Here is a 19432-nt window from a genome sequence, read left to right as displayed (position 1 = left end):
GCCCCCGCCGCCGGCTCCCGCGCCGCTGCCCCCACCGGGACCGCCCGCCGAGCTGCTGCCGCCCGCGCCGCCCCCACCACCGCCGGGGATCTAAGCCCGTGACCGTGCGGATGACCCCGCAACGGTTCGAGGAACTGGTCGGCGATGCGCTCGACCTCATCCCGCCAGACCTGGCCTCGGCGATCGACAACGTGGTGATCCTGGTGGCCGACCGCAACGCCGACGAGCCGGAACTGCTCGGCCTCTATGAGGGGATCGCGCTGACCGAGCGTGATTCGTGGTACGTCGGATCGCTGCCCGACACCATCACGATCTATCGCGAGGCGCTGCTGGACATCTGCGGCAGCGAGGCCGAGGTGGTCGACGAGGTCGCGATCACGGTGATCCACGAGATCGCCCACCACTTCGGCATCGACGACGACCGGCTGCACGAGCTGGGGTGGGCATGACGGCTGGGTGGGCACGTGCGCAGCACAGGGCGCGGCACCCCGAAGTCGTCGCCCCGGAGTGCTATGAACGGGTCATGACCCGTGAGTGCCGCGCCTGCCGAGAGGGCTTGGAGCACTGCCACGGCGCGCTCATTCACCACGCCTACCGCCGGTCCGAATGCACCGAGGACGGCTGCACCACGCCGGACGGTGTGCACACACTGCACATCGACTGCAGCGCCGTCGACTGTGCGTGCGACCCGGCCGTCGGAGGCAGGCCCTCAGCCCATCGGGTCGGCTGAGCGAGCCGCGTCGTCCCCGATCCGCGTCACCGTCGGTGCGGTGCCGAACGGAGGGGTCAGCGTCCCCCACTGCACACAACTCCAGCGGCCGTCGGTGACGGGGGCGAGCACCACCGATTCGGTGTTCGCCAGATGGTGGTCGATCGCGAAGCCGCCGTCCACCCCGGCGAGCACCGCCGAGACCAGCCGGATGGCCGCACCGTGGCTGACGACCACGATGTCGCTGTTCCAGGTGTCGTCGTCGAGGTAACGCAGCCTGATCTGGTCGATCACCGGCACGTAGCGGTCGAGCACGTCGGCTCCGGATTCGCCGCCGGGCAGCGACAGGCGGAGCTCACCGCGGTGCCAGCGCCGGTAGACGGCGTTGAACTCGTCGTGGGCTTCTTCGTCGTTGCGGTTCTCCAGTTCGCCGACCTGGACCTCGTGGATGCCCTCGAGTTCGTGGGTCTCGGCGGCTGCGCTGATCACGGTGCTGATCTCCAATGCCGTCTGCACTGCGCGGGTGGCCATCGAGTGCGCGACCATCGCCGGGGGGCGCGGCATCGCGAGGGCGAACGTCCTGGCCTGGTCGCGACCGAGGTCGGTGAGCTCGGATCCCGGCGGCCGGGTGTCCAGGCGCCGGTCGACGTTGCCGTGCGACTGCCCGTGGCGCACCAGCACCAACCGCCCGCTCACGGCTTGCCCTCCCGCAGGCGGTCCAGCCACGCCGCCGCCTCGTCGAACTGGGGCGGGCTCGCCCCCGCGGTCTCACCGGTCGGCCACGAGCCGAGGTAGCGCACGTCGGCACAGCGCCGGTGCAGCGCCCGCAGCGCCTCGGCGACCGAGTCGTCGTCGATGTGCCCGACGAAGTCGAGAAAGAACATGTAGGTGCCGAGCTCGGTGCGGGTCGGCCTGGACTCGATGCGCGTGAGGTCGATGTCCCTGATCGCCAACTCGGTCATGGCCGACACCAGCGCGCCGGGGACGTTGTTGAGCCGCAGCACCACCGATGTCCTGTCGGCCCCCGTCCTCTTGGGCGGCGGACCCGGAGGGCCGACGAGGACGAACCTGGTGCGGGCGTTGGGTTCGTCGACGATGTCCGCGGCCAACGTGTCGAGACCGTAGCGCTGCGCGGCGAGCGCGGTGGTGACCGCCGCGTCCGCCCGTCCCGCGGCGACGTCCTGTGCGGCGGCGGCGTTCGAATTGGCAGGAACGAGTTGAGCTTTCGGCAGGTGCCCGGACAGCCAGCGCTTGACCTGTGCGGCGGCGACCGGAAACGCCGCCACGGTCTGCACATCGGAATCCGCGGTGCCGGGGCGGACGGCGATGGTGAAGGACACCTCGAGCGTCAACTCGGCGTAGATCTGCAGCGGCGTACCGTCGGCGAGCCTGTCGAGTGTCGGCAGCACCGATCCGTCGATGGAGTTCTCGATCGGGACGCAGGCGAACTCGGCCTCCCCGGAGCGGACGGCGGCCAGCGCGGCGGGCGTGCTGTCGGCCGCGATCGGCGTGACGGGCTCGGTCCCTGCGGCGCCCGAAGCGCATGACGCCGGGATCAGGCCGTTGCCGGCGATGGCGCGCAGGGCGGCCTCGGTGAACGTTCCTTCGGGACCGAGATATGCGATGCCGGGCACGACTCCAAGACTATCGGTAGGACCGGTAATCCCGTTCCGCTGCACCAAAGCCTTGCGCGAACGACCCCCCACTAGTTAAGTTAGCCTCACCTTACCAAGAGAAAGGTGGCGAGATGGCATCTTCTGCAACTACCGCGGCTCCGACGACGGCGGAGCGGATCCGCAGCGCGTGCGTGCGGGCCGGCGGCGCGATGCTCGCCGTCGAGGGCCTCAACCCGACCCCCACGCCTGTGCATCATCTGCTCGGCGACGGATCGTTCGCGATCACCGCGCCCTCCGGCGGAGTGCTGGCCGCGAAGGTGCTCACCGCGGGCAACACCGGTGTGCCGGCGGTACTGGAGATGACCGACTACGCTCCGCTGCCCCTGCGGGAACCGGTGCGCTCCCTCGTCTGGATCCAGGGCACCCTGCGCGACGTCCCGTCGACCGAGATACCCGGACTGCTCGACCTGATCGCCAGTTCGGACCCCAACCCCGCTCTGCTTCAAGTCAATTCGGGCAACGCCGGGTCCGACACGACGGCAGCGCCGGATACCCGCTACGCGCTGATGCGCCTCGAGATCGAATCCGTCGTGGTGGCCGACGCCACCGGCGCCGAGTCGGTCCCACTCGGCGCCCTCCTGGGGGCCAGCCCGGATCCGTTCTGCGCCATGGAGTCCTGCTGGCTTCAGCACATGGAGTCCGCGCACCGCGACGTCGTCGACCGGCTCGCCAGCCGCCTGCCCACCACGCTGCGCCGCGGCCGGGTGCGGCCGCTTGGCCTCGACCGCTACGGCGTGCAGTTGCGCGTCGAAGGCGACGACGGCGACCACGACGTCCGGCTGCCGTTCGCCAAGCCCGTGGACGACGTGACAGGGCTGAGCCAGGCGATCCGGGTGCTGATGGGCTGCCCGTTCCTCAACGGGTTACGCGCGCGGGGGGTCTGAGTGCCGCCGGTCGCGTCGCGATCCGGTTACCGTGGCTGCGGTGAGCGCGCCCGAGGATGATTTGACCGCGACGCAGCGACGAGCGCTGCGCATCGAGATCGCGGTGGTGCTCGCGGTCACGTTCGCCCTCAGCGCCTACACCGCGTTGCTCAGCCTCATCGAGGGCGTGCTGCTCGGCCTGTCGGGTCAGACCGTGGCGCTCAATCCGCAGCGCTCGGCGTTCGGCCTCATCGACCTCGGACTGAACCTGGCGAGCTTTTTCCAACTGCTGGCGTGGGGTGCGCTGGCGATCTACCTGCTGTGGCGCAGCGGGTTGCGCCCCGCTGCGGTCGGGCTGGGTCGAATCCGCTGGCGGGCCGACGTTCTCGGCGGAATCGGGCTGGCCACCCTGATCGGCGTCCCGGGACTGGCGCTCTACCAGATCGCCCGGATTCTCGGGGTCAACGCCTCCGTGGAACCCGCCGAGCTGAACGACACCTGGTGGCGCATCCCCGTGCTGCTGTTGCTGTCCTTCGGCAACGGGTGGGCCGAGGAGGTCGTCGTCGTCGGGTTCCTGCTCACCCGGTTGCGGCAGCTGCGGGTCAACCCCTGGACGGCGTTGATCGCCTCGAGCCTGCTGCGCGGCGCATACCACCTCTATCAGGGGTTCGGCGCGGGCCTGGGCAATCTCGCCATGGGGCTGGTGTTCGGGTACGCCTGGCAGCGCACAGGCCGGCTGTGGCCGCTGATCATCGCGCACACGATGATCGACGCCGTGGCCTTCGTCGGCTACTCGCTGCTGGCCGGCCACCTCGGCTGGCTGCGGTAGCCCCGGGCACGGGTACGCGACGGTGGGCGTTTCTGCACGTACATTCTTGCTGTGACCGACAAGCGGCCGCCTTTTCCGGGGCCGGCTCCCCCTCCTCCGGCAGGAGGAGCGCCGGGTCGCCGTGAGCCGCCGCAGGCGATCCGGCGCGACCCGAACTACCGGCCTGCCTGGCCGCCGAACCCGGCCACCCCGCAGCGCAGGCCTGCGCCACCGCCACCCCCGCGGCGCAGACCGCCTCCGCCCGCCGCACCCAGGCCGGCTCCGCCGCCCGTCCGGAAACCGGGGCGCCCGCGCCGTGTGTTCCGGATCCTGCTGAGCTGCCTGCTGGTCCTCGTGCTGGCGATGGTCGCCGCAGTCGTCTGGGTGGAGACGTCCCTCACCCGCATCCCGGCACTGGGCGACTATCCCGAACGCCCCGCGCAGGGAGCCGGCACCACGTGGCTGCTCGTCGGTTCCGACGGCCGCGAGGGCCTCACCCCCGAACAACAAGCCGAACTCGCCACCGGTGGCGACCTGGGCGCCAGCCGCACCGACACGATCCTGCTGGTCCATCTGCCCGGGCTGTTCTCCAGCACCCCGGCCACGATGGTCTCGATCCCACGCGATTCTTACGTCCCCATCCCCGACTACGGCAGCGACAAGATCAACGCGGCCTACTCGATCGGTGGCCCCCCGCTGCTGGCGCAAACCGTGGAGCAGGCCACCGGCCTGCGCATCGACCACTACGCAGAAATCGGTTTCGGCGGTTTCGCCGGCCTCGTCGACGCCGTCGGAGGGGTGACGATGTGCCCCGCCGAGCCCATCAACGATCCCCTCGCCGGCATCGATCTGCCCGCCGGCTGCCAGGAGCTGGACGGGCGGGCGGCGTTGGGCTTCGTCCGCAGCCGCGCCACCGCACGCGCCGACCTCGACCGGATGGCCAACCAGCGGCAGTTCATGTCGGCGCTCGTCGACCGCGCCGCCAGTCCCACCGTGCTGCTCAATCCGCTGCGGTGGTTCCCGATGGCACGCGCGGCGGCCGACACCATCACCGTCGACGACGGCGACCACATCTGGGACCTCGCCCGCCTGGCGTGGGCACTGCGGGGTGACCCGTCCTCGCTCATCACCGTCACCGTGCCGATCGGCGAGTTCACCGACAACGGCTCGGGGTCGATCGTGGTGTGGGACAGCGAGGCCGCCCAGCGGTTGTTCTCGGCGCTGGCCTCCGATGCCGCGATACCGCAGGACGTGCTCGAGGCCGCGAATCCCTGACTCGGGCGGCTCCCTCTGAGGCTCTAGTCCGCGGCGGGGCCGGCGTCCCTGCCGGCGCCGGTCAGCCCGTTCTGCAGCCAGGCTTTCGTGCGGCCCGGGTGGTTGGTCGCGATCCAGCCGACGCCGAGGTCTCGGCAGTACTGCACATCCTCGTAGTGGTCGACGGTCCAGCAGTACAGCGCCCGGCCCTGGGCGGCAGCCCGGTCCACCAACTCGGGATGTTCGCGCAGCGTAGCGATGGAGGGCCCGACAGCGGTCGCGCCGACCGTCGTGGCGGCGCCGCCGCCGAGATAGCGCGACGTCTCACCGAGTAGGACGGTCGGCAGCATCGGCGCCGCCCGCCGGATCCGCCACACCGCCGCGGCGGAGAACGACATCACCACGGCGCGGGACAGGTCCGCCGATGCCGGCGAGGCGATGCCGTAGCGGTGCAGCAGGGCCAGTACCTTGCTCTCCACGAGCGCTCCGTAGCGGACCGGGTGCTTGGTCTCGATGAACATCTTGACCGGCCGATTCCAGTCGAGCACCAACGTCACCAGGTCCTCCAGCGTCAGCAATCCGGTGTCGCCCTGACTGCCGTCGGCCCGCCGGCTCGGATGCCACGCGCCGTAGTCCAGGACCCGCAGCTGCGCGAGCGTCATCTCGCTGACCAGGCCGGTCCCGGTCGACGTGCGGTCCACGCTGCGATCGTGCACACACACCAGGTGGCCGTCCTTGGTCAGCCGCACGTCGCATTCGACCCCGTCGGCACCTTCGTCGAGAGCACGGACGTAGGCGGCCTTCGTGTGCTCGGGACGGTCCGCCGAGGCGCCGCGATGCGCCACCACGAACGGGTGGCCGCCGAACACCTCGCCGGAGCTCATACCGCTATGCTGCCGGGTTCGCCCCTTCGGACTCAACCGCAGGCGCGGGTTTCTCGGCGTCCGGGGTGTCCCGAGGGGTGTCGTCGCCCGGCCCTGGTTCGTCGGTGGCGACCATCACCCAACGTTTCGTCGGCCGCTCGACGGGCTGCCGCTCGAAACCGAGGAAGACCTGCAGTGCCAGCAGCAGCGCCGCGAGCGCCAGCAGGTACGCGACGATCGTCGTGACGGTGTTGTTGGCGATGGCCTGGGGATCCGTGGTGAAGCTCGTGGCAATGGAGAACAGCGAGACCGCCGTGCTGACCACCCAGACCACCCACCAGACCGCGATCGGCCTGCGCAGCCATTTCCGTCGCGCCTCGATGTCGGCCAACTCGATGACGTACACGGGCGCCCACGCCAGGTTCACGATCGGCACCAGACAGCCGGCGCGCAGGGCCCATACCGACCTCGGCTCGTGCAGTCCGTGGAAGGCGAACGCGGCCGACCGCCGCGCGATCAGCCAGTTGGTGAGCACCAACGCGCTGCCCACGACCATGAACATCGCGATGACGCTGAGCGCCACCCCACCCCAGGTCGCCGCGCCGGCCACCCACGGATTGAGCAACACCGAGCGGTTGACGATAAGCAGCACGTACCTCACCAGGTGGACGAAGGCGGCGGCGCCGAGCACCGCCATCGTCGTCACCAGCGTCATCCGCACCGCGGTGGCCGACGGGCCGCCGCGTGGAACCTGCTGCTCGGCTGGAGCATCGAAGTGCTCCACCAGACCCCACCGGGGGATCGTCAGGTAGCGAGGCGTCGGGCCGAGTTCGCGCCGCCCGCGCCGGGGCGGCGGCGGCGTACCCGGGCGCACCGCGACCCACCGGTAGCCCGGCGGCAGCAGCGGGCCGGAACGCCGCTGAGCCTGCTGCGGTTTCGCCTGCCGCGCGTTCCACTCCGACTGGCCGGCCGAACCCGAGGGCGCGAGCAGCGTGCCGCGGCAACGCGGACACCAGACCCGCTGCCGGTCGCGTACGTTCCACCGCGTCCCGCACTGGGAACACACCTGGATCATGTGATCAGCCTAATGGGGTATCGAATCGGGACTCGAGGACGAGACCGGATCAGACCGTGCCCACGCCGCCGTCGTCGGTCACCACCGGGCGGCCCGCCCCGGCCCACGCCAGCATGCCGCCGGCGATGTTGACGGGTTGGTAGCCGTTTCGCGCCAGGTACTGCGCGACCCGCTGCGACCGCCCCCCGGCGTGGCAGACGACGAACAACGGGGCCTCGGCGTCGATCTCGGCCATCCGTGCCGGCACCTCGCCCATCGGGATGTGCTGCGCGCCCGGGGCGTGGCCTCGCTGCCACTCGTCATGCTCACGCACGTCGAGCAGCACCGCCGCCTCGTCGAAGTTCACGGGCACGTCGTTGATCGCGGCCTGCGGCACATCGGTGTCATCCATGGCCTCATGCTGGCACGGTGCCGGCGCCGGACACCACGTGGATTGCTCCAGCAACGGAGGCCTATCCACAGTTTCCACAGGTTCATCCACAGGCGGGGAAGGGCTCTGCGAGGCTGTGAGCCCGTCTGATGGCGAAACCGGTCACCGCGGCTGTGCATAACCTGTCGGCGCGCCGTGCCGGCGATCAACAGGCGGGGCGCCGCACGAGCGAAATGCCTCGCACTGCTAAATAATTCGCATTCTGCGCGGCGGCCCGCGGCCCGATTTCGCTGCAGTGAACAACAGGGGTTATGATCGCCGTCACATGGGTCACTCTGTGACCGATCTCACTGGGGGAGTTTCACAGCGTGCAGGTGAGGAGCGTCTGATGGCATCGTCGTCAATGGACTCGGGGTCAGCATTTCCGCCGTCCGGGTGGCAGTCGACGTCGCGTCCCTACACCCGCAGCCAGCTGATGGCGTGCATGCGGGCAGGCCTCATCGCTCTCGTGCTGCTGGGTTTCCTGGCCCTGATCGTGCTGTTCTGAACTCACCCGTTAGCGTCGCCAGAACCTGATCCGGCTGTACCGGCTCGGACCGTCCAGACCACTCGGTAGGACTGCGTCGCCTGCACCCATCCGAATTCCCGCGAATCGGTCGCACCCGGTGCACCGGCGTTGTCCGACAGGGCCTCGAACGTCGCGCCAGACCCGGAGCGCCGCACACCGCCCACGCGCTTGACCAGATATCGCGTCGACAACCGCGGATCGGGGAAAACGCGAATCTGCCCTCTTCTCGGCGTGCCACCCCGCAGCGCCAGCAGTCCGTCGCCGGGCCGCAGCGTCGGCAGCATCGAGTCTTCGACGACGACGAAGCGCCGCACCGGCCAACCACCGAAAGCAGGTCGCGGCCCATGGTTACGGCGCATGGGCTAAGGGTAAGTTAGGGCACATGCTGCATCGACTCTTCGCCAACGCCACTCCTGCCCATGCCCACTGCGACTTGTACTGCGGTGTCTACGACCCCGCGCAGGCCAAGATCGAGGCGCTCTCGTGCCTCAAGACGCTCCAGAAGTACCACGACTCGGACGACGACCACTTCAAGACCCGCGCCATCATCATCAAGGAGCAGCGGGCCGAAGAGGTCAAGCATCACCTGATGGTGCTGTGGGCCGACTTCTTCACCAAGGAGCATTTCGAGCAGTTCCCCAACCTGCACCAGCTGTTCTGGGACGGTGTCCACGGAGCCGGCGACGTGAAGAAGTCGCTCGACGTGGCCGTCGCCGAGAAGCTACTGAAGACCATCGACGAGATCGCCGACATCTTCTGGCAGACCGAGAAGGCCAAGGGCATGGGCGTCTACCCGCCCGCCTGACACGCCTCTCACACAACAGACGACGCTGCCCGGCTCGGTCCTCGACCGAGCCGGGTTTTCGTTTCGTGACCGATTGGCACTCGTGTCCACTTGCGTGCCAGTGGCCCCCTGCCTCATCCTGAGCGAATCGACCCACAGTCGTGTCGGGCATTTGCTGACGGATGCGGGGAGGCGAAATGGCTCTAGGGTCCGGCCGGGCGATCGAGATCGCGCCGTTCCATTCTCGTGGTGCTCTCAAGGGCTTCGTGGTGTCGGGCCGGTGGCCCGATTCGACGAAGGAATGGGCGCAGCTGCTCATGGTCGCCGTCCGCGTCGCATCGCTGCCGGGATTGCTCTCCACCACAACCATTTTCGGTGTGCGCGAGGAGCTGCCCGATCGGCCCGAACCGGGCACCGTCGGTCTGGTGGTGGCCGAGGGCACTGTGGTCGGCGAATCCGCCATGGCCCCTGGCCATTTCGCGGACCGTCAACCTCCGGCACTGCTGATGCTCCACCCCCCGTCGGAGACCACACCGTCACTTCCCGAGTGCACCGGCGCCGCATCGGGTTGCGTCCTGCTCCCCGGGCTGCCCCACCTCGGACTCGAGCACCGCGCGGCGTGGGTCGAGGCGGAGTCCGACGGGACCGTCACCTCGATGGTCAGCCGCGTCGGCGTGGACCCGATCAGCCATCCGGACACGGCAATCCTCGCTATGCTGCTTGCCGCATAAGGCGTTTCGAACTCCTTTATCGGCATCCCCCGAAGGCGCGATTCGGGTTCCCGAAAACCCTTCCCCGACTGGCGCTGTCGCATTTCGCCGACTAGGGTCGGTGAAGTCAGCGAAGGGGAGTAGCCCCCAATCGTCGAGTCGACATACTGGCGTGAGCCCGGCCGGCGAACCACACCTCGAACCCGGGGTGCGGTGGGCGAGACCTTCGACCGAAGCCTGACGGGTCGTGAGCGAGACCTGTTCGGCGACGCGTCGAAAGGTCCATCCCATGCTCACGGCCATTCTGGTCAGTCTCGCAGTGGTCTTCGTCGCCGAACTGGGCGACAAGTCTCAGTTGATCACCATGACGTATTCGCTGCGCCACCGCTGGTGGGTGGTGCTGTCCGGCGTCGCGATCGCCGCGACGCTGGTTCACGGGCTGTCGGTCGCCATCGGCCATTTCCTCGGATTGACGCTGCCGGAACGCCCCATCGCATTCGCCGCCTCGATCGCTTTCCTGCTGTTCGCGGTGTGGACCTGGCGGGAGGGCCACCGCGAGGACGACGACGAGGAGGTGCGCGTCGCCGAACCCCGGTTCGTGGTGTTCGCGATCGTCTCGTCGTTCGTGCTCGCCGAACTCGGCGACAAGACGATGCTGGCCACCGTCGCGCTGGCCAGCGACCACAACTGGGCCGGCGTGTGGATCGGGGCGACGATCGGCATGGTGGTGGCCGACGGGGTGGCCATCGCCGCCGGAATGCTGCTGCACAAGCGCCTGCCCGAACGCTTCCTCCACGCGTCTGCCAGCGTGCTGTTCCTCTTGTTCGGCCTTTTCCTGTTCTTCGACGGCGGCCTGGGGCTGCGGTGGGTGGCCGTCGCAGTGACGGCAACGACCGCGGCGGCCGCCGCGGCGGCCGCCGTCGTCGCGTGGCGCCGCTCTCGGAGACGTCCTGGACCGTCCGCCGACCACGAACCGGCGCCGAATGCTGCCCGGCATGCCACTGGCTACTGACACCAATGCCTGGCACCCTTTGCCGGGCCGCCGCCAAAGTCCGCAGCGCCACATGGCGTGGAGCTCTGTCCGCAGCTTCGCGGCCGCAACCCCTCACCAGGGCTCCAGCAAACCTCGTGGCGCGTGGTTGTCCCGAATGCGGAAGTTGCCCACGGTAAACAAAGACACTGTTGTGACGAGGCTGACCAAGAGGCGGGCGTATGCTTGCTGCCGTGCCGTTGATCTTTGCTTAGCCGCACCGTGCTCTGTCGGTGTGAAGTCCTGCACCGTCGCCGTTGACGCCAGCAGCGGCTGACCGCCTCCCGGAACCGGGTTAACTTTTATCCGGTTTGCACTTGGTTGTGGACACAACTGTCGCTACGATGATCAGCAAATACGCCGCCCTAGAACACCGCTTGTCCGCATGTGGAGGTCAATCCCGATGAGCAATACGTTTGCCGCTCGCTTAAATCGCCTGTTCGACGTCGTCTACCCGCCAGGACGTGGCCCGCACACCTCGGCCGAGGTGATCGCCGCGCTCAAGGCCGAGGGTGTCACGATGTCCGCTCCGTACCTGTCGCAGCTGCGCTCCGGCAACCGAACGAACCCGTCCGCGGCAACGATGGCCGCGCTTGCCAACTTCTTCCGGATCAAGCCGGCGTACTTCACCGACGACGAGTACTACGAGAAGCTCGACAAGGAGCTCACCTGGCTGGCCGGGATGCGCGACGAAGGTGTTCGCCGCATTGCGGCGCGCACGGTCGGCCTGTCCGCCGAAGCCAAGCAGGACATCGCATCGAAGGTCGACGAACTGCGCCGTCGCGAGAACCTGGACAATTAGCCCGGTCTTCTTGGCAGGTCGGAAGCCGGCGAACCACGTCTTATCGGGAGCGGCTTCCTCTGCCACCGCGGGCGTCCAGGGCGAGTCGATACTGGCGGGCGATCTCAAGAATCCACTCGCGGTCTGAGTAGGTAGCGGGTTGGCGTAGCCACGCACGACCGGGGAACTCCGTGCGTCGCGGCTCCGGCGCGTCGTCGGTGCCTTCGGATATCCATCGCGCGACGACCTCGGCCTGCTCGACCGGCGACACGTCCGCCTCGAGCTCGGCGAGCTCTCGCCGGCCATCGAGATCGCCTCGGTCGTTACGGCTGCCTGGGTTGCCTCGGTTGCCTCCGTCGCCTCTACCGCGCACCGTCGCCGTGCCACCGGCATCGACGCGGTGCCGGGCACCGTCGGCGGCGGTGGCCTCCAGGAACAACGCATCCGAGATCAACGACATCCGCTCGGCCACCCTGAACACCAGCGGCCCCCGGGGACGGACACCGATTCCGACGTCGGGGTGGCGCCGGCCCAGCTCGTCGAGAAGCGGCTGGATGGTGCGCAGCTCGTGACGCGCCCCGAACCAGTCTTCCAGGCTGGGCAGCAGCGATCCCGCGGCGACGATGAGCATCGCGCAGCCCAGCAGCGTCGCAGCGGCACCCACGCCGACCAGGCCGCTCGTGCCGACGGCGCGAAGCAGGAAGAACGCCAGCGCAAGGACGATCAGCACGATCCCGACCGTGAACACGAACAGCGCCCGACCGCGACGCGTGCGGTTGGAGTGCCGCAGCCCCGCCCACACCACCAAGCTCAGCGCCAGCAGCACGTAGAGCAGCGGAAGCAGCCACGGAAGCGAGGTCACGCCGGAGCCGAGGCTTCGCCTGAGGTACTCCTCGGGAGACATCTCCGGTTGTTGCCCCGCGGAGAAGAAGACGACCAGGCTCGCCACTGCGATGACGGCGGCGACGCTGTACTGCGCGACGGCGATCTTCTTGACGACCGGGGGTGGCCGACTGGACGCAACCGTCGTGATCATCACGCAGCTGCCTGCCGCGCAGCCGATCAGCGCCACCTGACTGAGCCCCATCGAGATGTTGGGCCACCGCAGCAGCGTGTCGATCAACAGCGTGAGCGGCTGCCAGTTGAACGCCGCGACCAGGCCGAGGCTGCCCAGGGCCAGAATCATCGCAGTGCTGACCAGCGACTGCTTGTTGACCAGCGCCCACCCGATCCGCAGGCCGGTGGCCAACCCCAGGAGTCCGGCGATCACCCAGACGATCAACCAAACGCCTCTCCCAGGCGAACCTGAACGATCGACGACCTGTCAGAGGGAAGCCGACCCAGCCGGTAGATCAGCAGCGCCGCGAAGTCCTCGGCCTCCTGCTCGTGGTCCTCTCCGTGGGGGCCCATACATCCGGTGCGCTGATTGAGCATGTAACCGATCAGGTCGGAGCTGGCCACCTCGGTGTTCTCCTCGGCCGCCTGGATGACGGGAATGCCCTGATGGCCGAGGACGAGATGCCCGAGTTCGTGCGCGAGCGTCCGATCCCATGCCGGTAATCCCTGCTGGATGAGGAAGACGTCGCGGTCGGCGTACTGGCGCCACTGACCGCACACCCCCGGCGGCAGATCGGCGGTCGTGAGTTCGATCGGTCTGTCGCGGTTCTCGCTCACCGCGTCGATCAGCCGAGGCAACGACACCTCACCCCTCTTCGGGGCAAGATCGAGAACCTCACTGACCGCGCGGGTGACATTGCGGCTCGCAGGCATGAAAACCCCCTCTCGATAAGTCCACTATCCGCTGCCCACTCCCGCAGAGCGAGCAGAACTCGTCAGTTCATGAACCGGACCGACCGGGTGGTGCACACCGCACGGCCCGCCTTCGCCTGGCGGTAGCCCAATAATCCGCCCGTCGCGGTGAGGACCAGGATCCCCGCGACGCCCGGCACCGCCAGCGCCGCGATCTGTGGGATTCCGGCGGTCCGTAGATACTCCCCGTAGCCGACGCGATACGACGCGGGCATCGCGACATTGCCCGCTGCTGTGGCCGGCAGAGGCTGCCGGGCAGGCATCGGATCTGCGGTGCCCTGCCGGGGAGCGGCGGGCATTCCGGCCCCCGACCCACCGACCGGACCCGCAGCGGCGCCGGAACCCGTCGGGGCGGCGATCAGGACGGGCAGGCTGATCGGTCCTCCCGCAGGGGTGCTTACCGCGACGCCGACGCCGGGCACCGTGTCGACGACGTCGGGGAACAAGGGCTCCCCCGTAGGCGGCACCAGTTCCGGTGGGACGCCGAATACCGGGCCGGGGAACGGAAGCCCGACCGGCAGGTCCGGAAAACCGCCGCCGTCGTTGTCGGACTTCGGCGGGCCGTCGGGATCTGGTTCGGGCTCCGGCCACGGCCATGGCCAGCAGTCCTTTTCGCCCTTCGCACAACACGGCGGCCACGGTAGCCGCGGTTCCGCCTCCTCACGCGCCTCGGATAGCGGGACCTCGAGGTCTCGGCCCCGGGAAACGTCGGCGGTGCTGTCGGACTCGTCCCCGGCTGCTGCGGCGTCGCCGTCTTCGGGCTCCTCCCCGGCTGCGGGGGCGTCACCGGCTTCAGGGGCGTCACCTTCTTCGCGGGCGTCACCGCCTTCGGGGGCCGAAACGATGCCCCGGTCGGCTCGGTCGCCCCGGTCGCCCCCGTCATCCCGGTCGCCGGCAGTCGTGCCGCCGCCGATCTGCCGACCCGGTGGCGCCGCGTCGGGGCCACCCTCGGATGTGTCGTCGCGGGCGGTCGGCCCGGGGGGATCTGCGAACGCCGTGGCGGTGGTCAGGCCGCCGGCCAGCAGGCCGGACGCGACAAGGCACGCCGCTGCCGTGGCACGCGCACGCGAGCCCACGTCGTCACCACCCTTCGACCGACATGGCGCCGTCTGACCCCGATGACGGGACGATTCTCGCACAATCGGGCGAGACGGTTTGCTGAGAAGCGGAAACGCCCTGGCGATCGGGGCGCGACCACCCCGGTGCGCACCGAACGCTAGGGTTTTGTCAGCGCCACCGCGCTAACCGGTGGGAAGTGTCGAAGGAAGATCTGGGAGGCCGCAGGGATGAGTCTGTTCAAGCGACGCAAATCCCGTGCCACCCGGAGGGCCGAGGCCCGCGCGATCAAGGCGAAGGCCAAGCTCGAGGCGAAGCTGTCGGCCCGCAACGAGGTCCGTCGGTTCAAGTCCGAGCAGAAGGCACAGGCTCGTGCGCTGCGGGCACAGCTGAAAGCCCAGCGTGACAGCGACAGGGCTGCACTCAAGGTTGCTGAAACCCAGCTGAAGGCCGCGCGCGAGGGCAAGTTGTTCTCGCCGACGAAGGTTCGTCGAGCGCTCACCGTGTCGCGTTTGCTCGCGCCGGTGGTTGTGCCCCTCGTCTACCGAGCGTCGATCGCCGCGCGCGGGTTGCTCGACGAGCGTCGCGCGGACCAATTGGGCATTCCGCTGAGTCAGCTCGGGCAGTTCTCCGGGCATGGGGCCCAGTACTCGGCGCGGATCGCCGGTGCCGAGCAGTCGCTGCGCCAGTTGTCGGAGAAGTCGGAGAAGAAGTCCAAGTCCGGCAAGTCCGGCAAGTCCGCGAGTGACGCAGAGACCAAGCAGTTCGTCGCGGCCATCACCGAGCGCCTCAGCGATCTGGCGGTCGCGGTGACCGCCGCCGAGAACATGCCGTCGGCACGTCGTCGCGCCGCGCACGCCGCGATCGCCGAGCAACTCGACGGCATAGAGGCCGACCTCATGGCGCGCCTGGGCGTGGTCTGACCGTTGTCGGCGCTACAGCGCGGAGCAGCCGTCGTCTCGCATGTCATCGCCGTCGCCGCCCTGACGTTCGGGCTCGTCGCAGGCGCGCTGGCCGGCGCCGGTGCGGCGTGGGCCCACGCCGCGCGGATCGGCGGTGACCCTGCCGACAACGCCGAACTGACGCAGCCGCCGTCGCGGGTGAGCGCGACGTTCAACGAACCGATGCAGGCTCAGTTCGCCGCGATGACCGTGATCGGCCCCGACGGCGGGCAGTGGTCCGACGGGCAAATCATTGTCGACGGAGCGGTGATCAGCGTCGGTGTGCGGGGCGGCGGCCCTGCCGGTGACTACACCGTGAACTTCCGGGCGACGTCCGCCGACGGTCACGTCGTGTCGGGGTCGTGGTCCTACCGGCTGCTGGCGGGCGCGACGGACGCCGCCCCGCCGCCGGCCACCCCGACGTCGGATGCGGCCACCCATGCGCCGCCGGGACCGGACACCGCGACCGATGGGCCGCCGGTCTGGCCGTTCGCCGCCGCGGCCACGGCGATCGTGGCGCTCGGCGCGATATGGGCGGTTCGGCGCAGGTCGTGACGCACCGTCGCGCGGTGGCGGGTGCGGTACTCGTCACGACGTCGGCAAGTGTGGTTGCGTGGGCCCTGGCATATCCGGCTACGTCGATGGCGCCGGCACTGACCAGGGCGGTTGCCGACGGAGCAGCGGTCGTCACCCTCGGGCTTGCCGCGGTGCCCGCTCTGGACGCCGAACGGTACCGCGATGAACTCGTCCGTCGCGCGACGGCGCCACTGGTGCTGGCGTCGGCGGTCTGGTTGGTCGCCGAGGTGGTCCGGCTCGTGCTCGCGGGGGCCGAGGCGGCCGGGGTCAGCACCGGCCGACTCGGAATCCGTACCGCCGTGGACTTCGCCCTGGACACGGCGCCGGGACGCGCCGGCCTGCTCACGATGATCGTCGCAGGGGCGGTGTGTCTGCTGGTGGCGGTGGTCCCGCGCTCGGGCCCGGCGTGCGTCATCGCTGTCGGCCTGGCGGCGGTCGGCGTCGTAGGCCACCCGCTGACCGGGCACCTGTCGGCCAGCTCGTGGGGTGGCCTCGCGATCGCGGTGCACGCGCTGGCTGCGGCGGTGTGGTGCGGTGTGCTCGCCGGAATTGTCCTCACCGTCGAGCACCGTGGTCAATGGGCCCGGGTACTGCCCCGGTTTTCTCAACTGTCGCTGTGGTGCGTCACGGCACTGTTCGCCGGCGGCGTCGTCGGCGCGGTGGGGGTGCTGGGCCGGCCCGCCGATCTTTATGCGACCGGCTACGGCAGGGTGCTGACGGCGAAGATCGTGCTCACCGTGGCACTCACGGCTCTGGCGTGGCGCAATCGGACGATATGGCTTCCCGCTGCCCGCGCCCACCGCAGCACCGCCGTCGTCTCGAGGTCACGCGCCTACACCGAGCTCGCATTGATGGCCGCTGCCCTGGCCGCAGCCGCCGCGCTGGCGGTGACGGGCTGACACCGAAATACGCTCGATTTGCGACCTGGCATGATGGGGAGCACTGCCGAGTGCAGACCACTCAAGAGGAGCAGCGACATGGCAGACCAGCCGGATCGGCCCGACGAAGGTCCCGACGCCGCGACCCCTGCGAGCGAGCCCGTCCCGCCGCCGGTGACGAAGTCCCCGGCCGCAAAGAAGTCCCCGGCCGGCAAGAAAGCCGCCGCCAAGAAGGCGCCTGCGAAAAAGGCGGTGGCCAAGAAAGTGGCACCCGCCAAGAAGGCACCCGCTAAGAAGGCACCGGCCAAGAAAGCACCTGCGAAAGCGATGCCTGCCGAGGCGGCATCGACGCCCGCGCAGCTCGTGGAAACCAACGGGAACCTGGCGTCGGCCGCCAAAGAGGCAGCAGCACAGGCAAAGTCAACGGTGGCCACCGCCAGCAACGCCGTCTCCGGGCCGCCCCCCGCGCAGCGTGATGACCAGGATCCGTCCCGGCTCCCGCTGGCCGCTGCACTCGTCACCGGCGTGCTGGCGATCCTCGCCCTGGTGTATATCGCCCGGCGCGGCAGCGGAGACTGACCGACCACCTCCGCGATCAATAATCACGTCATAATGGCGCGGTGACCGTGACGCCGCGCCCCACCGCTGACCTCGTCGACGACATCGGCCCCGATGTTCGTAGCTGCGATCTGCAACTCGTCCAGTACGGGGGCCGCACGCAGTTCGCCGGGCCGATCACGACGGTGCGCTGCTTCGAGGACAATGCACTGCTCAAGTCGGTGCTGTCCGAACAGTGCGACGGCGGTGTGCTGGTGATCGACGGAGACGGATCGGTGCACACCGCGCTGGTGGGTGACGTCATCGCCGAGTTGGGCCGGTCCAACGGGTGGTCCGGCCTGATCATCAACGGCGCGGTGCGGGACGCGGCGACGCTGCGGACGCTGGACATCGGGATCAAGGCACTGGGGACCAATCCGCGCAAGAGCACCAAGACCGGCGAGGGGGTGCGTGATGCCGCCGTCGAGTTCGGCGGTGTGGTGTTCGTTCCGGGACACATCGCCTACAGCGACGACGACGGAATCGTCGTCGTCGCCGAAGGCGACTGATAGTCGTCGTCGCCGAAGGCGACTGATCGTCGTCGTCGCCGCAGGCTGACCGGTCAGGCCGACTGGGCCGAAGTGGCCACCGGCACACGGTGTCTGGAGAAGGCCAGCGCCGCGTCGTCGACCTTGCCGCGACGGATCAGCTGCAGGTCGACCAGGTAGTTCTGCTTGAGCCGCCACGGTGCGCGCGAGCCTTGCTTGGGCAGGTAGTCCAGCGCCCGCAACACATAGCCGGGCGTGAAGTCCATCAGCGGCCGTTCCTCGACACTGTTGCCCGGGTGCCTCGGCTCGACGGTGTCGTAACCGTTGTCGTCCATGTAGTTGATCACCCGGCAGAAGAACTCGGACACCAGGTCCGCCTTCAGCGTCCACGACGCGTTGGTGTAGCCGATCGTGAACGCCATGTTCGGCATGTGGGTCAGCATCATGCCCTTGTAGGCCATGGTGTCGTTGAGTTCGATCGCCTCGCCGTTGCGGGAGATCGCGGCCCCGCCGAACAGCTGGAGGTTCAGACCCGTTGCGGTGATGATGATGTCGGCGTCGAGCTCCTGACCGGAGCTCAGCTTGATCCCGGTCTTGGTGAACCGCTCGATGGTGTCGGTGACGACGTCGGCCTTGCCCGCACGGATGGTCTTGAACAGATCTCCGTTGGGCGCCAGGCACACTCGCTGGTCCCACGGGTTGTAGCTCGGGTTGAAGTGCTTGTTCACGTCGTAGCCCTCAGGCAGCCGGCGGCGGGCCATCGTGAGCAGCTGCTTGCGGAAGAACTCCGGAAAACGGCGCGCGATCTGATACTGGCTGGACTGCGCGACGATGCTCTTCCACCGGTTCAGGACATAGGCGGCCTTCTCGGGAAGACGCTTGTTGGTCTGCACGGTGAACGGGTCGATGTCGGGCAGAGCGGCGATGAACGTCGGCGACCGCTGCAGCATCGTCACGTGGCCCGCACCCGAACTGGCAAGTGCCGGAATGAGAGTGACGGCCGTGGCCCCGCTGCCGATCACCACGATGCGCTTGCCCGCGTAGTCCAGGTCCTCGGGCCAGTGCTGCGGATGCACGATGGTGCCCTCGAAGTCCTCCGCGCCCGCGAACTCGGGCGAGAACCCCTGCTCGTAGTTGTAGTAGCCGCTGCAGGCCATCAGGTATCTGGCGGAGATCTCCACCTGCTCGCCGTCGCGTTCGACGCTCACCGTCCAGCGGTTGTCGTCGTCGGACCAGTTGGCACCCTCGACGTTCTGGCCGTAGCGGATGTGCTTGTCGATGCCGTACTCGGCGACCGTCTCCTTCAGGTAGGCCATGATGTCCGGCCCGTCGGCGATCGCCTTCTCCGAGGTCCACGGCTTGAACCGGAAACCGAGGGTGAACATGTCGGAGTCCGAGCGGATGCCGGGGTACTTGAACAGATCCCAGGTGCCGCCGAGGTTGTCACGGCGTTCCAGGATCACATAGCTCTTGCCGGGGCAGCGGTCCTGCAGATGCCAGGCGGCGCTGATGCCGGAGATGCCGGCTCCCACGATGACTACGTCGACAAATTCGGTCATGGTGTCAAGCTATCAACGCAGTGTCGAACGAGTCAAC

At 68.8% G+C, this 19432-nt stretch carries 24 protein-coding genes; 14 read left to right on the top strand and 10 right to left on the bottom strand.

Annotated elements, in window-relative coordinates; all coding sequences use genetic code 11:
• The first annotated feature begins 98 nt into the window (after positions 1-98).
• Positions 99-449, top strand: a complete 351-nt coding sequence (locus H7I57_RS22510; RefSeq protein WP_264026162.1) for a metallopeptidase family protein — start codon at positions 99-101, stop codon at positions 447-449.
• A gap of 260 nt (positions 450-709) precedes the next feature.
• Here H7I57_RS22510 and H7I57_RS22500 read toward each other — a convergent pair whose 3' ends face one another.
• On the bottom strand, positions 710-1405 hold the full coding sequence (locus H7I57_RS22500) for a histidine phosphatase family protein (RefSeq protein ID WP_264026160.1): 696 nt from the start codon (positions 1403-1405) through the stop codon (positions 710-712).
• The gene (gene pheA / locus H7I57_RS22495) at positions 1402-2343 is read right to left on the bottom strand and encodes a prephenate dehydratase (protein WP_264026159.1); all 942 of its coding nucleotides are present in this window, start codon (positions 2341-2343) and stop codon (positions 1402-1404) included. Before pheA ends, H7I57_RS22500 begins: the two co-directional genes overlap by 4 nt.
• A 113-nt stretch (positions 2344-2456) precedes the next feature.
• Between pheA and H7I57_RS22490 the strand changes: the two genes are divergently transcribed.
• From H7I57_RS22490 to H7I57_RS22480, 3 genes are read left to right on the top strand one after another with little or no spacing between them, the layout of a single operon-like run.
• A complete protein-coding gene (locus H7I57_RS22490) occupies positions 2457-3269 on the top strand; it encodes a DUF2470 domain-containing protein (protein ID WP_264026156.1) in 813 nt (270 codons plus the stop codon).
• A 40-nt stretch (positions 3270-3309) separates the two neighbouring features.
• Positions 3310-4077 (top strand): CPBP family intramembrane glutamic endopeptidase, encoded by a 768-nt coding sequence (locus H7I57_RS22485; RefSeq protein ID WP_264026155.1) that lies wholly within the window; start codon positions 3310-3312, stop codon positions 4075-4077.
• A 51-nt stretch (positions 4078-4128) separates the two neighbouring features.
• Positions 4129-5331: an LCP family protein gene (locus H7I57_RS22480; RefSeq protein WP_264026154.1), complete on the top strand. Its 1203-nt coding sequence runs from the start codon at positions 4129-4131 to the stop codon at positions 5329-5331.
• A gap of 23 nt (positions 5332-5354) precedes the next feature.
• On the opposite strand, the gene H7I57_RS22475 is transcribed toward H7I57_RS22480, so the two are convergent.
• Genes H7I57_RS22475 through H7I57_RS22465 form a run of 3 tightly spaced genes read right to left on the bottom strand, consistent with a single transcriptional unit; the run spans position 5355 to position 7639 of the window.
• Entirely contained in the window at positions 5355-6194 is an 840-nt protein-coding gene (locus tag H7I57_RS22475) for a glycerophosphodiester phosphodiesterase (protein ID WP_264026152.1), read from the bottom strand.
• A gap of 4 nt (positions 6195-6198) precedes the next feature.
• Positions 6199-7248, bottom strand: a complete 1050-nt coding sequence (locus tag H7I57_RS22470; protein WP_264026151.1) for a DUF4328 domain-containing protein — start codon at positions 7246-7248, stop codon at positions 6199-6201.
• Positions 7249-7297: 49 nt separating this feature from the next.
• Positions 7298-7639 (bottom strand): rhodanese-like domain-containing protein, encoded by a 342-nt coding sequence (locus tag H7I57_RS22465; protein ID WP_264026149.1) that lies wholly within the window; start codon positions 7637-7639, stop codon positions 7298-7300.
• Between the two features lie 367 nt (positions 7640-8006).
• On the opposite strand from H7I57_RS22465, the gene H7I57_RS22460 reads away from it, so the two are divergent.
• On the top strand, positions 8007-8165 hold the full coding sequence (locus H7I57_RS22460; protein WP_264026147.1) for a hypothetical protein: 159 nt from the start codon (positions 8007-8009) through the stop codon (positions 8163-8165).
• A 2-nt stretch (positions 8166-8167) separates the two neighbouring features.
• On the opposite strand, the gene H7I57_RS22455 is transcribed toward H7I57_RS22460, so the two are convergent.
• Complete coding sequence (locus H7I57_RS22455; RefSeq protein ID WP_264026171.1) at positions 8168-8500, bottom strand: S26 family signal peptidase; 333 nt, start codon at positions 8498-8500, stop codon at positions 8168-8170.
• Positions 8501-8568: 68 nt separating this feature from the next.
• Between H7I57_RS22455 and sodN the strand changes: the two genes are divergently transcribed.
• The 4 genes from sodN to H7I57_RS22435 all read left to right on the top strand — a co-directional run bounded on the left by sodN (position 8569) and on the right by H7I57_RS22435 (position 11512).
• Positions 8569-8991 (top strand): superoxide dismutase, Ni, encoded by a 423-nt coding sequence (gene sodN / locus H7I57_RS22450; protein WP_264026146.1) that lies wholly within the window; start codon positions 8569-8571, stop codon positions 8989-8991.
• A 176-nt stretch (positions 8992-9167) separates the two neighbouring features.
• A complete protein-coding gene (locus H7I57_RS22445; protein ID WP_264026144.1) occupies positions 9168-9701 on the top strand; it encodes a peptidase in 534 nt (177 codons plus the stop codon).
• 268 nt (positions 9702-9969) lie between these two features.
• Positions 9970-10692: a TMEM165/GDT1 family protein gene (locus H7I57_RS22440; protein ID WP_264026142.1), complete on the top strand. Its 723-nt coding sequence runs from the start codon at positions 9970-9972 to the stop codon at positions 10690-10692.
• Between the two features lie 421 nt (positions 10693-11113).
• The gene (locus H7I57_RS22435) at positions 11114-11512 is read left to right on the top strand and encodes a CusA/CzcA family heavy metal efflux RND transporter (RefSeq protein ID WP_137145001.1); all 399 of its coding nucleotides are present in this window, start codon (positions 11114-11116) and stop codon (positions 11510-11512) included.
• A gap of 40 nt (positions 11513-11552) precedes the next feature.
• Here the strand turns inward: H7I57_RS22435 and H7I57_RS22430 are convergent, their stop codons facing one another.
• The 3 genes from H7I57_RS22430 to H7I57_RS22420 all read right to left on the bottom strand — a co-directional run bounded on the left by H7I57_RS22430 (position 11553) and on the right by H7I57_RS22420 (position 14376).
• Entirely contained in the window at positions 11553-12773 is a 1221-nt protein-coding gene (locus tag H7I57_RS22430) for a hypothetical protein (protein ID WP_264026140.1), read from the bottom strand.
• Positions 12770-13261, bottom strand: a complete 492-nt coding sequence (locus H7I57_RS22425; RefSeq protein WP_264026138.1) for an ImmA/IrrE family metallo-endopeptidase — start codon at positions 13259-13261, stop codon at positions 12770-12772. The genes H7I57_RS22430 and H7I57_RS22425 overlap by 4 nt, the downstream gene beginning before the upstream one ends.
• 62 nt (positions 13262-13323) lie before the next feature.
• On the bottom strand, positions 13324-14376 hold the full coding sequence (locus H7I57_RS22420) for a hypothetical protein (protein ID WP_264026137.1): 1053 nt from the start codon (positions 14374-14376) through the stop codon (positions 13324-13326).
• 210 nt (positions 14377-14586) lie between these two features.
• On the opposite strand from H7I57_RS22420, the gene H7I57_RS22415 reads away from it, so the two are divergent.
• From H7I57_RS22415 to rraA, 5 genes are all read left to right on the top strand, one after another.
• The gene (locus tag H7I57_RS22415; protein WP_264026136.1) at positions 14587-15279 is read left to right on the top strand and encodes a DUF6474 family protein; all 693 of its coding nucleotides are present in this window, start codon (positions 14587-14589) and stop codon (positions 15277-15279) included.
• A gap of 3 nt (positions 15280-15282) precedes the next feature.
• Positions 15283-15852, top strand: coding sequence for a copper resistance CopC family protein (locus H7I57_RS22410; protein WP_264026134.1), 570 nt, complete (start codon positions 15283-15285; stop codon positions 15850-15852).
• Entirely contained in the window at positions 15828-16772 is a 945-nt protein-coding gene (locus tag H7I57_RS22405; RefSeq protein WP_264026133.1) for a CopD family protein, read from the top strand. Before H7I57_RS22410 ends, H7I57_RS22405 begins: the two co-directional genes overlap by 25 nt.
• A gap of 78 nt (positions 16773-16850) precedes the next feature.
• Positions 16851-17330, top strand: coding sequence for an Rv3852 family protein (locus tag H7I57_RS22400; RefSeq protein ID WP_264026132.1), 480 nt, complete (start codon positions 16851-16853; stop codon positions 17328-17330).
• A gap of 41 nt (positions 17331-17371) precedes the next feature.
• Complete coding sequence (gene rraA / locus H7I57_RS22395) at positions 17372-17857, top strand: ribonuclease E activity regulator RraA (RefSeq protein WP_264026131.1); 486 nt, start codon at positions 17372-17374, stop codon at positions 17855-17857.
• 53 nt (positions 17858-17910) lie between these two features.
• Here the strand turns inward: rraA and H7I57_RS22390 are convergent, their stop codons facing one another.
• Positions 17911-19395, bottom strand: a complete 1485-nt coding sequence (locus H7I57_RS22390; protein ID WP_264026129.1) for a flavin-containing monooxygenase — start codon at positions 19393-19395, stop codon at positions 17911-17913.
• Positions 19396-19432: the final 37 nt, after the last annotated feature.

Origin of the sequence: Mycolicibacterium pyrenivorans, assembly GCF_025821625.1 — a bacterium.
GTDB classification, from domain to species: domain Bacteria; phylum Actinomycetota; class Actinomycetes; order Mycobacteriales; family Mycobacteriaceae; genus Mycobacterium; species Mycobacterium pyrenivorans.
Note: the sequence above shows the minus strand (reverse complement) of the source record. Positions and strands in the feature narration are given on the sequence as shown.

What these genes read in the sequence shown, in the direction of transcription:
- H7I57_RS22490 (WP_264026156.1), top strand. Translation starts at nt 2,457, where the DNA reads ATGGCATCTTCTGCAACTACCGCGGCTCCGACGACGGCGGAGCGGATC.
- H7I57_RS22475 (WP_264026152.1), bottom strand. Translation starts at nt 6,194, where the DNA reads ATGAGCTCCGGCGAGGTGTTCGGCGGCCACCCGTTCGTGGTGGCGCAT.
- H7I57_RS22470 (WP_264026151.1), bottom strand. Translation starts at nt 7,248, where the DNA reads ATGATCCAGGTGTGTTCCCAGTGCGGGACGCGGTGGAACGTACGCGAC.
- H7I57_RS22465 (WP_264026149.1), bottom strand. Translation starts at nt 7,639, where the DNA reads ATGGATGACACCGATGTGCCGCAGGCCGCGATCAACGACGTGCCCGTG.
- H7I57_RS22460 (WP_264026147.1), top strand. Translation starts at nt 8,007, where the DNA reads ATGGCATCGTCGTCAATGGACTCGGGGTCAGCATTTCCGCCGTCCGGG.
- sodN (WP_264026146.1), top strand. Translation starts at nt 8,569, where the DNA reads ATGCTGCATCGACTCTTCGCCAACGCCACTCCTGCCCATGCCCACTGC.
- H7I57_RS22445 (WP_264026144.1), top strand. Translation starts at nt 9,168, where the DNA reads ATGGCTCTAGGGTCCGGCCGGGCGATCGAGATCGCGCCGTTCCATTCT.
- H7I57_RS22440 (WP_264026142.1), top strand. Translation starts at nt 9,970, where the DNA reads ATGCTCACGGCCATTCTGGTCAGTCTCGCAGTGGTCTTCGTCGCCGAA.
- H7I57_RS22435 (WP_137145001.1), top strand. Translation starts at nt 11,114, where the DNA reads ATGAGCAATACGTTTGCCGCTCGCTTAAATCGCCTGTTCGACGTCGTC.
- H7I57_RS22425 (WP_264026138.1), bottom strand. Translation starts at nt 13,261, where the DNA reads ATGCCTGCGAGCCGCAATGTCACCCGCGCGGTCAGTGAGGTTCTCGAT.
- H7I57_RS22415 (WP_264026136.1), top strand. Translation starts at nt 14,587, where the DNA reads ATGAGTCTGTTCAAGCGACGCAAATCCCGTGCCACCCGGAGGGCCGAG.
- H7I57_RS22405 (WP_264026133.1), top strand. Translation starts at nt 15,828, where the DNA reads ATGGGCGGTTCGGCGCAGGTCGTGACGCACCGTCGCGCGGTGGCGGGT.
- H7I57_RS22400 (WP_264026132.1), top strand. Translation starts at nt 16,851, where the DNA reads ATGGCAGACCAGCCGGATCGGCCCGACGAAGGTCCCGACGCCGCGACC.
- H7I57_RS22390 (WP_264026129.1), bottom strand. Translation starts at nt 19,395, where the DNA reads ATGACCGAATTTGTCGACGTAGTCATCGTGGGAGCCGGCATCTCCGGC.